The sequence below is a fragment of the Streptomyces sp. CC53 genome (assembly GCF_001865245.1).
GTDB lineage: Bacteria > Actinomycetota > Actinomycetes > Streptomycetales > Streptomycetaceae > Streptomyces.
Genome location: NZ_MKXB01000130.1, coordinates 9,175 through 19,156 on the forward strand (window position 1 = coordinate 9,175; position 9,982 = coordinate 19,156).

Genomic DNA, 9,982 nt, shown 5'->3' on the forward strand with positions numbered 1-9,982 from the left:
GGCGGCTCCAGGCGGGCTTCGGTGTGGTCCGGGGGCGCGGCGAAGGCCCGGACGTCGACCGAGTCGAGGTGCTCGGTCCGGGCGTCCGGGTCCGCGTCGGAATCCCGCCACTCCTCGTCGGTGCCGCGGGAGCGCAGCTCCTTGGCGTACCGTCGCTCCATCCCCGCCCGTCCGGACAGGAGCCGGATGGCGGTGCTGAAGCGTTCCGTCGGTCGAGCCTCGTTCAGCTCGTCCTGCCTGCGGAGCCACATCGGCACCAGGTAGGCGGCCCAGGCTCCGACGATGACTGCGTAGATGAGGCCGCTGCTGCTCACGCCTCACACGGTAGAGGTCTTCGCGTGAGGCCATCGGCCAATTGGGCCGGTGTGTCGCACGATCTGGCTGATATCACTGACATTTTTTGTGATTGTTCGGATCGATTGTGCTCAACGGCTGACCTTTATCGAATGCATGTTTTATTTTGCAGGGTGTTGCCGCCGCGCGGTGTGCCAGCGGCGCAGCAACCCCTCCGGTACTTCCTCCGCCGTCAGCGCGAAAACCAGGTGGTCCCGCCAGGCACCGTCGATGTGCAGGTAGCGGGGGCGCAACCCCTCCTCGCGGAAGCCGAGCTTCTCCACGACCCTGCGGCTCGGCACGTTCTCCGGGCGGATGCACACCTCGATGCGGTGGAGGCCCACCGTACGGAAGCAGTGGTCGACGACCAGGGCCACCGCCGTCGGCATGACGCCGCGGCCGGCGACGTCCCGGTCCACCCAGTAGCCGACGTGTCCCGAGCACATCGAGCCCCACGTGATCCCGGCGACGGTGAGCTGGCCGACCAGCCGGCCGCGGTACTCGATCACGAAGGGCAGCATGCGGCCCGCGTTCGCTTCCGCGCGCAGGTGGCGGACCATCTGGCGGAACGTGGGCCGCTGCACCGGCGGGGCGCCCGGCGGGGGCGGCGGGACGGTGGCCTCCCAGGGGCGCAGCCAGTCGCGGTTGCGCTGGTTGACCTCGCGCCACTCCTTCTGGTCGCGGGCCCTTATGGGCCGCAGGACCACGTCGCTGTCCGCCAGGGTGGCCGGCCAGGCCGGGTTCATGACGCCGCCGGCCTCGGATGGTCGCCGCCGCGGAGCTGGTCCACCGCGTGGACCAGCAGCTTCTCCAGGACGGCCAGTCCGTCGCGTACGCCTCCCGTGGAGCCGGGGAGGTTGACGATCAGGGTGCCTCGCGCGACGCCGGCGAGGCCGCGGGAGAGGGCGGCCGTCGGGACCTTGTCGCGGCCGTGGGCCCGGATGGCCTCGGGGATGCCGGGGATCTCGTGGTCGAGGACGCGGCGGGTCGCTTCCGGGGTGGCGTCGGACGGGGAGATCCCGGTACCGCCCGTGGTGAGGATGACGTCGTAGGCCGCCTCCACCCCGGCGCGCAGGGCCGCCTCCACGGGGTCGCCGTCGGGCACGACCTGCGGGCCGTCGACGGCGAAGCCCAGCGCCCGCAGGCCCTCGGCGAGGACCGGGCCGCCCTTGTCCTCGTACACCCCTGCCGCGGCCCGGTTGGAGGCGGTGACGACCAGCGCGCGGTAGGGCTCGGCCAGGGCGCCGCCGAGGCCGCTGCCGTCCGCCGCGCTCACGACCGGCTCCAGTCCCCGGACTTGCCGCCCGTCTTCTCCTCCACCCGCACGTCGGTGATCACGGCCGCCTTGTCGACGGCCTTCACCATGTCGACCACCGTCAGCGCCGCGACGGACACCGCCGTGAGGGCCTCCATCTCGACGCCGGTGCGGTCGGTGGTCTTCACCGTGGCGCTGATCTCCACCGCGTCGTCCGCCACCGCCAGGTCCAGCTTCACCCCGGACACGGCGAGCGGGTGGCACAGCGGGATGAGGTCGGGGGTGCGCTTGGCGCCCATGATCCCGGCGATGCGGGCCGTGGCGAGCGCGTCCCCCTTCGGCACGCCCTCGCCCCGCAGCAGCTCCACCACCCGCGGGGAGACCAGGACGCGGCCCGTGGCCCGCGCGGTGCGTGCGGTGACGTCCTTGGCGGAGACGTCCACCATGCGGGCGGCCCCCGCCTCGTCGATGTGGGTCAGACTGCCTTGCGTACTCACTGCACTCCGCCTCGCGATTCTGGCGCCGGTTCGTCTTGTCGGCACGGCGGCAGACACCGTACCGCCACGGGCGCCGTACGCGACCGGGTGGTTCAGCGGATGATCACCACCTCCAGCTCGGCGCCGGGCCCCACGATGGTGGTGTCCTCCGGTACGACGAGCAGCGCGTCGGCGTGCGCCAGGGCGGCGACGAGGTGGGAGCCCGCACCGCCCACAGGAGTGACGGTACCCGCCTGCGCGTCGTACGTCCCGCGCAGGAACTGCCGCTTGCCGGCCGGCGACGTGAGGGCCTTGTCCGCGGACAGGGCGGCACGCGCGCGGGGGCGGTGCACGTCCTTGAGTCCCATGAGGGTGCGGATGGCGGGACGGACGAACAGCTCGAACGACACGTACGAGGACACCGGGTTCCCCGGCAGGGCGAGGAGCGGGACGTGGTCGGGGCCGACGGTCCCGAAGCCCTGCGGCTTGCCGGGCTGCATCGCGAGCCGACGGAAATCGACGCCGCTGCCGCCCTCGGTGCCGTCGGGCGCCGACAGCGCCTCCTTCACCACGTCGTACGCGCCGACGCTGACGCCGCCGGTGGTGACCAGGAGGTCGGCGCGCACGAGCTGGTCCTCGATGGCGGCGCGCAGCCCGTCGGCGTCGTCGGTGACGGCGCCGACCCGGTAGGCGAGGGCCCCGGCGTCGCGGGCGGCGGCGCTCAGGGCGTAGCTGTTGGAGTCGTAGATCTGGCCCGGCCCGAGCGCCTCGCCCGGCTGGACGAGCTCGCTGCCGGTCGACATGACGACCACGCGGGGGCGGGGCCGCACGCGGACGGTGCCGCGGCCGATGGCGGCGAGCAGGCCGATCTGCGCCGGCCCGAGGACCGTGCCGGCCGCCAGGGCGGGCTCGCCGGCCTGGACGTCGCTGCCGCGGGCCCGGACGTGGGCGCGGGCCTCGACGGGGCGGTACACGCGCACCTCGCCGCCCGCCCCGTCCGGGTCGGTGCTCGCGGCACGCATCGTGGTGGCCGCTCCGCCGCCGGCGCCGCCGTCGGTCCACTCGACGGGGACGACCGCCTCCGCGCCGGGCGGCAGCGGGGCTCCGGTCATGATGCGGGCGGCCTGGCCCGGGCCGACCTCGGGGAGTTCACCGCTGCCCGCGGCGACGTCGCCGACGACCGTGAGCACGGCCGGGTACTCCTCGCCGGCACCCGCGACGTCGGCGACGCGCACCGCGTACCCGTCCATGGAACTGTTGTCGAAGGGGGGCAGGGCGACGGGCACCGTGACGTCGTCGACGAGGACGCAGCCCTGCGCGTCGGGCAGCTGCAGCTCGATGGGGTCGAGCGGGCGGATCGAGCCGAGGATGTCGTCCAGGTGCTCGTCCACCGACCAGGTCGTACGCACAGTGCTGCTCACGGGGCCTACATCTCCTCGGTGACGTAACGGCGGAGCCAGGACCGGAACTCCGGTCCCAGATCATCACGTTCGCACGCGAGTCTGACAATCGCCCGGAGATAGTCGCCGCGGTCCCCGGTGTCGTAGCGGCGCCCCTTGAAGACCACGCCGTGGACGGGGCCGCCCCGGGAGCTGTCCGTGGCGAGCTTGTGCAGGGCGTCGGTGATCTGGATCTCCCCGCCGCGTCCCGGCTCCGTCTCGCGCAGTATGCCGAAGACGGCCGGGTCCAGGACGTACCGGCCGATGATGGCGTAGTTGCTGGGGGCGTCCGCCGCGTCGGGCTTCTCCACCAGGTCGGTCACCCGCACCACGTCGGCGTCGTTGGTGGGCTCGACCGCCGCGCAGCCGTAGAGGTGGATCTGCGACGGGTCGACCTCCATGAGGGCGATGACGCTGCCGCCCTGCTGCTCCTGGACCTCCATCATGCGGGCCAGCAGGGGGTCGCGCGGGTCGATCAGGTCGTCACCGAGGAGGACGGCGAACGGCTGGTCGCCGACGTGCGGGGCGGCGCACAGCACCGCGTGGCCGAGGCCCCGCGGGTCCCCCTGGCGGACGTAGTGCATCGTCGCCAGGCCGTTGGACTCCTTGACCCTGTCCAGTCGCTCCAGGTCGCCCTTCCTGAACAGGGCCTCTTCGAGCTCGTAGTTGCGGTCGAAGTGGTCCTCCAGGGGGCGCTTGTTGCGCCCGGTGATCATCAGGACGTCGTGCAGCCCGGCCCCCACCGCCTCCTCCACCACGTACTGGATGGCGGGTTTGTCCACCACCGGCAGCATCTCCTTGGGAGTTGCCTTCGTGGCGGGGAGGAACCGGGTGCCGAGGCCCGCGGCCGGGATGACAGCCTTGGTGATCCTGGAGTGCGACTGAGTCATGCCGAGCACCATAGCCGGTGACTATGGGAGGAAGATGATCCTTCGGTTAACTTCCTCCCCATATAGACGGATACGGGATGTTCCGCGGCGCATGCCGGCCTCCGGCAGCCGCGGGCCGGAAGGACGTGGACAGAGTGAGTGGTGGGTCCGAGGCGGGCGACGCCGCAGCGGGTGCGGGCGCGACCGCAGGTGGAGGCGCGGGCGGGGCAGGGGACGCGGCCGCACCGGACAAGGCGGGGCTGCGGAGCAGGCTGCTGGCCGCACGGACCCTGCTGACCTCCGAGGATGTCGGCCGGGCCGCCGGGGCACTGGCGGACGAGGCGCTGCGGCTCCCCGAACTGGCCGCGGCAGGCACGGTCGCCGCGTACGTCTCCGTGGGCCGCGAACCGGGCACCCGGGACCTGATCGAGGCCCTGCGCGCGCGTGGCGTCCGCGTGCTGCTGCCGGTCCTGCTGCCCGACAACGACCTCGACTGGGCCGTCCACGAGGGCGCGGACCGGCTGGTGCGGGCGCGGTTCGGCCTGCTGGAGCCCGCGGGGCCCCGGCTCGGCCCGGACGCCGTCCTGGAGGCGGACGCGGTGCTGCTGCCGGGACTCGCCGTGGACGGACGGGGCATGCGGCTCGGGCGGGGCGGCGGCTCGTACGACCGCGTACTGGCCCGCCTCGCGCGCGCGGGCGCGGACCCGGCGCTCGTCGTGCTCCTCTACGCGCACGAGGTGGTCGCGCGGGTCCCGGAGGAACCGCACGACCACCCCGTCCGTGCCGTGGTGACGCCCGGGGGCGTCCGCCGCTTCGCAGCCTCCTGAGGGGCCGCGAAGGGCGACCGGGCGCTCCCGGTGCGCCCGGCTAGGGCTTCAGCACCAGGTGGTCGGCCTTCGCGCGGTCGACCGCCTGGGCGCTGTACGGCCAGTCGAGCAGCTCCCCCTTGGCCCACATCTCCGTCTGGTCCGTGTAGTGCGGGTGGTAGGCGTGGCCCGAGGCGCCCGTGAGGTTGATCCACCGGGACTTGTCCCAGTCGCCGACGTTGACGACCATCCGCATCGACGGCACCCAGACGACGTCGTAGCCGCCCGCCGCGTTCCAGCCGGTGGCGTTGACCGCCGCCTCTCCGCCGCTGAGGTTCCACGGCCCCCGGTTCAGGAGCTGCTTCACGACGGCGGGGCCCTCGGTGCCGAGGGTCTGGTTCCGCAGGTTCAGCTGGTGCAGGCGCCCCCAGCTCCAGGTGGAGACGTCCTTGCCCAGCTTCGCCGTCAGCTCCCAGCGGGCGTCGTCCATGGCACGGGCCAGCAGCTCGTCCCGGGTCTCGGTGGCCGGGTCCAGACGGGTTGCCGGGGAGTGCCACCAGGCGTTCTTCTCGTCCTTCAGGAGGGGGCGGACCACCTCGTACCAGCGGTCGCCGCCGTCCGGCTGCGCCTTGTCCGGGGCGCGCTTGCCGCACTCCCGTACGAGCTTGTCGCGCTGGTCCTCCGGAACGGTCGGGTCGACCGGCCTGACGTTGACGCAGTCGCCCTTGACCCGCAGCTCCTTGGGAAGCTTGTCGCCGAAGGACAGCATGAGGACGTTGCGCCAGACCGCGTTGAAGTAGGCCGCGGCCGCCGAGTCGCTCTCCTGCGTGTAGTCCCAGCCCTCCAGCAGCTGCTGCGCCTCACGGACGTACGGGTCGGACACGTCGATCTTCAGCAGGTACGGCGTCAGCATCTTGGCGATCTCGCTGCTGTTGTCCGTCTGCATGGTGCGCATGTCGTCCGTGGAGATCTTGCCGCCGTCCTTGATCTTCGACTCGATGAGGTCGTTGATCCGCTGGCTGCGGGAGCCGTAGCCCCAGTCCTTGGTGAGCAGGTGCGGGTAGGAGGCGCCGACGACAGCCTGGTTGGCGGTGGTGATGTAGCCGCGCTTCGGGTTCAGCTCGTAGGGCAGCTCCTCGAAGGGGACGTACTCCTTCTCCCAGTCGTAGGCCGGGTCCCAGCCGGGCGCCGGGTAGCGGCCGTCGTGGCCCTCGGCGCGGACCGGGACGCGGCCCGGTGCCTGGTAGCCGATGTTGCCCTCGGTGTCGGCGTAGACGAGGTTCTGCGCCGGCACGTCGAAGTCGCGGGCCGCCTCGCGGAACTCCTTGAAGTCCTTGGCGCGGTTCAGCTTGAACAGGGCCTCCATGGAGGTGCCCGGGTCCAGGGCGGTCCAGCGCAGCGCCACCGCGTAGCCGTCACCGCGGTCGGGCGCGCTGTTGGTGACGGGCGCCTTCTGGCCGACCTTCTCCAGCTCGTCGCTGCGGTCGGAGATGAGCGGGCCGTTGTTGGTGGTGCGCACGGTGATGGTGCGGCTGCTGCCACCCGCGACCTTGATGACCTCGTCGCGGCTCTCGAACGGCACCTCCTTGGTGCCGCGCAGGTAGCCGCGGTCGGTGACCTTCTCCAGGTAGAGGTCCGTGACGTCCGTGCCGAGGTTCGTCATGCCCCAGGCGATGTCCTGGTTGTGGCCGATGACGACGCCCGGCATGCCGGCGAAGGTGTAGCCGGCGACGTCGTAGCCGCAGGTGGCGGACACGTTCCGGCAGTGCAGGCCCATCTGGTACCAGACGGACGGCAGCTGGGGGGCGAGGTGCGGGTCGTTGGCGAGCAGCGGCTTGCCGGTGGTCGTGTACTTCCCGGACACGACCCAGGAGTTCGAGCCGATGCCGTTGCCGTTCGGGCCCAGCAGCGCGGGGACCTCGTCCAGCACTTCCGAAAGGCCGGAGAGCTGCGCCTGGAGGCCGCTCCGGGCGGCCGTGGAGCCCTGCCCGCCCGCGGCGCCCTGAAGCCCGTTGGCGGCGCCCCGGAGGGCGTTCGCGGCGCCCTGGGCGCCGTTGCCCGTACCGGTTCCCGTCCCGGTCCCGGTACCCGTACCGCTCCCGCTGCCGGTGCCGCCGCCCGAGCCGGAGTCCGACCCCTCCACCTCGAAGTCCTCGACGATCGGGCGGTGCAGGTCGTACGGGTAGCCGGGGTACAGCTCCTCGACCTGCTCGGGGCTGAGGCGGTCGAGCATCAGCGAGCGGTCGATCTCGTCCTCCATGTTGCCGCGGAGGTCCCACGCCATCGCCTTGAGCCAGGCGACCGAGTCGACCGGCGTCCACGGCTCGATCGCGTAGTCGTGCGCGAAGGCGAGGGCGGAGTACTCGACCGAGACGTCCCGCGGCTGCTTGTCCTCCAGGTAGGCGTTGACGCCGTCCGCGTACGCCTGGAGGTTCTTCTTCGTCTCCTCGGAGAGCTTGGTGTCGAACTCCTCCTTCGCCACCCGGTGCCAGCCGAGCGTGCGCAGGAAGGCGTCGGTGTCGACGAGCCCGTCACCGAGCAGCTCGGAGAGTCGGCCCGCCGTCATGTGCCGGCGCACGTCCATCTCCCAGAACCGGTCCTGCGCCTGGACGTACCCCTGGGCACGGAACAGGTCCTCGTCGGTCGAGGCGTAGATCTGCGGGACGCCGTAGGCGTCCCGCTTGACGTCCACCGGCCCGGACAGGCCCGGCAGCCGGAGGGCGCCGGTCGTCTGCGGGAACGGCGCACGCACGGTGCTGACGCTCCAGTAGGCGCCGTAGCCGACGCCCGCGACGAGCGCCAGCACCAGGGCGATCACGAGCAAGCGGGCACGTCGCCCCTTCTTCTTGGTGGAAGAGACGGTGGTGTTGGCGGGCATCGCTGTCCTTCGAGGCGCAGGCTTGGTCCTGGAGTGCTGGAGCAACCATAGGCGCAGCCGTCGGGCGGCCCGGACGCGGAGTCAGGGAGGAGCGGTGGAGGAGCCCCTGGTGCGACGGCTCCGCACGGCACGGAAGGGCATCAAGGAAGCGTAAAAGATTAGGTAAGGTAACGAAGTAAACGGAGGGCCGGGCACCGGAAGCCCCCAGGGGCGTTCACGCATACCCGGCATGTCCTCCCATACATGCACGGATGCTCCGCACCACAGCGGACACCCAGCCCCACACAGACCCACGACCCCACACGGACAACGGCACCACACGCACGCATACACGTACGCCCTGCACTCCACAGCACAGAACCGGGAAGGATCGGCCCCTGACTGTCCACCAGCTCAACGCGCTCCTGCTCATCGGCTCCCTCGTCCTCCTCGTCGCCGTCATCGCGGTGCGCATCTCCTCCCGCAGCGGGCTCCCCAGCCTGCTCCTCTACCTGGGGATCGGCATCGCGATCGGCCAGGACGGCATCGGCAACGTCGCCTTCGACAACGCCGAGCTGACCCAGGTCATCGGCTACGGCGCCCTCGTCGTGATCCTCGCCGAGGGCGGCCTGGGCACGAAGTGGAAGGAGATCAGACCCGCGCTGCCCGCGGCGGCCGTCCTGGCGACCGGCGGCATCGCGGTGAGCGTGGGCATCACGGCGGCCGCCGCGCACTACCTGGTCGGCCTCGAATGGCGCCAGGCACTGCTGATCGGGGCGGTCGTGTCCTCGACCGACGCCGCCGCCGTGTTCTCCGTGCTGCGCAAGGTGCCCCTCCCCGCGCGCGTGACGGGCACCCTGGAGGCCGAGTCGGGGTTCAACGACGCGCCGGTGGTCATCCTCGTCGTGGCCTTCTCCACCACGGGACCCGTCGACAGCTGGTACGTCCTGGTCGGCAAGATCGCCCTGGAGCTGGCCATCGGCGCCGCCGTCGGCCTCGCGGTGGGCTTCATCGGCTCGTACGGCCTCAAGCGCGTCGCCCTGCCGGCCTCCGGCCTCTACCCGATCGCCGTCATGGCCATCGCCGTCGCCGCATACGCCGGCGGCGCACTGGCCCACGGCAGCGGCTTCCTCGCCGTCTACCTCGCCGCCGTGGTGCTCGGCAACGCCCGGCTGCCGCACCAGCCCGCGACGCGCGGCTTCGCGGAGGGCCTCGGGTGGATCGCGCAGATCGGCATGTTCGTCCTGCTCGGCCTCCTGGTGACCCCGCACGAACTGTTCGAGGACTTCTGGCCGGCCGTGGCCATCGGCCTGGTGCTGACGGTGGTGGCCCGGCCGGTGTCGGTCCTGCTGAGCCTGCTGCCGTTCCGGATCCCGTGGCAGGAGCAGGCGCTGATGTCCTGGGCGGGACTGCGCGGGGCGGTGCCCGTCATCCTGGCGACCATCCCCATGGTGACCGGCATCGAGGGCAGCCGGAAGGTGTTCAACATCGTCTTCGTGCTGGTGGTCGTCTACACACTGATCCAGGCACCGACGCTGCCGTGGCTGGCCAAGGTGCTGCGGCTCGGCGAGGGCGACGAGGCCACGGACCTGGGCGTCGAGTCCGCGCCCCTGGAGCGGCTCCGCGGCCACCTGCTGTCCCTGTCCATCCCCGAGCGGTCCCGGATGCACGGCGTGGAGGTAGCGGAGCTGCGCCTGCCGCCGGGTGCCGCCGTCACCCTGGTCGTACGGGACGGCAGGAGCTTCGTCCCGTCACCCGCGACCGTGCTGCGGCGCGGCGACGAACTCCTGGTCGTGGCGACGGACCCGGTGCGGGACGCGGCGGAACGGCGCCTGCACGCGGTGGGCCGGGGCGGCAAGCTCGCGGGCTGGCTCGGCACGGGCGGGGCCCGGTGAGCGGCCGCCGGGACGACCGGGCCCGGGGCGCGGTGGCGGGCGGGCGGTCGGG

8 protein-coding genes and 1 pseudogene are annotated in these 9,982 nt (G+C 72.2%); 2 read left to right on the forward strand and 7 right to left on the reverse strand.

The genetic code is table 11. The features are described 5' to 3' along the window. The 6 genes and pseudogenes from BJP40_RS12160 to galU form a co-directional block, all read right to left on the reverse strand. Nucleotides 1-314, reverse strand: a pseudogene (locus BJP40_RS12160) (hypothetical protein); the annotation flags it as partial. A gap of 141 nt (nucleotides 315-455) precedes the next feature. After that, nucleotides 456-1,079 (reverse strand): GNAT family N-acetyltransferase, encoded by a 624-nt coding sequence (locus BJP40_RS12165; RefSeq protein WP_071280384.1) that lies wholly within the window; start codon nucleotides 1,077-1,079, stop codon nucleotides 456-458. After that, the gene (locus BJP40_RS12170) at nucleotides 1,076-1,609 is read right to left on the reverse strand and encodes a molybdenum cofactor biosynthesis protein B (RefSeq protein ID WP_107416757.1); all 534 of its coding nucleotides are present in this window, start codon (nucleotides 1,607-1,609) and stop codon (nucleotides 1,076-1,078) included. The genes BJP40_RS12165 and BJP40_RS12170 overlap by 4 nt, the downstream gene beginning before the upstream one ends. After that, entirely contained in the window at nucleotides 1,606-2,085 is a 480-nt protein-coding gene (gene moaC, locus BJP40_RS12175) for a cyclic pyranopterin monophosphate synthase MoaC (protein WP_071266700.1), read from the reverse strand. The genes BJP40_RS12170 and moaC overlap by 4 nt, the downstream gene beginning before the upstream one ends. A 92-nt stretch (nucleotides 2,086-2,177) precedes the next feature. Further along, nucleotides 2,178-3,485, reverse strand: coding sequence for a gephyrin-like molybdotransferase Glp (glp, locus tag BJP40_RS12180; protein ID WP_071280385.1), 1,308 nt, complete (start codon nucleotides 3,483-3,485; stop codon nucleotides 2,178-2,180). A gap of 5 nt (nucleotides 3,486-3,490) precedes the next feature. Continuing rightward, nucleotides 3,491-4,393 carry a UTP--glucose-1-phosphate uridylyltransferase GalU gene (galU, locus tag BJP40_RS12185; protein ID WP_071266709.1) on the reverse strand — a complete coding sequence of 301 codons (903 nt, stop codon included), beginning with the start codon at nucleotides 4,391-4,393 and terminating at the stop codon, nucleotides 3,491-3,493. A 134-nt stretch (nucleotides 4,394-4,527) separates the two neighbouring features. Between galU and BJP40_RS12190 the strand changes: the two genes are divergently transcribed. Next, nucleotides 4,528-5,199, forward strand: a complete 672-nt coding sequence (locus tag BJP40_RS12190) for a 5-formyltetrahydrofolate cyclo-ligase (protein ID WP_371258628.1) — start codon at nucleotides 4,528-4,530, stop codon at nucleotides 5,197-5,199. 40 nt (nucleotides 5,200-5,239) lie between these two features. Here the strand turns inward: BJP40_RS12190 and BJP40_RS12195 are convergent, their stop codons facing one another. Beyond that, nucleotides 5,240-8,056 (reverse strand): penicillin acylase family protein, encoded by a 2,817-nt coding sequence (locus tag BJP40_RS12195; RefSeq protein WP_071280386.1) that lies wholly within the window; start codon nucleotides 8,054-8,056, stop codon nucleotides 5,240-5,242. Nucleotides 8,057-8,307: 251 nt separating this feature from the next. Here BJP40_RS12195 and BJP40_RS12200 point away from each other — a divergent pair, with 251 nt between their 5' ends. Beyond that, nucleotides 8,308-9,930, forward strand: coding sequence for a potassium/proton antiporter (locus tag BJP40_RS12200; RefSeq protein ID WP_079171110.1), 1,623 nt, complete (start codon nucleotides 8,308-8,310; stop codon nucleotides 9,928-9,930). The last annotated feature ends 52 nt before the right edge of the window (nucleotides 9,931-9,982 follow it).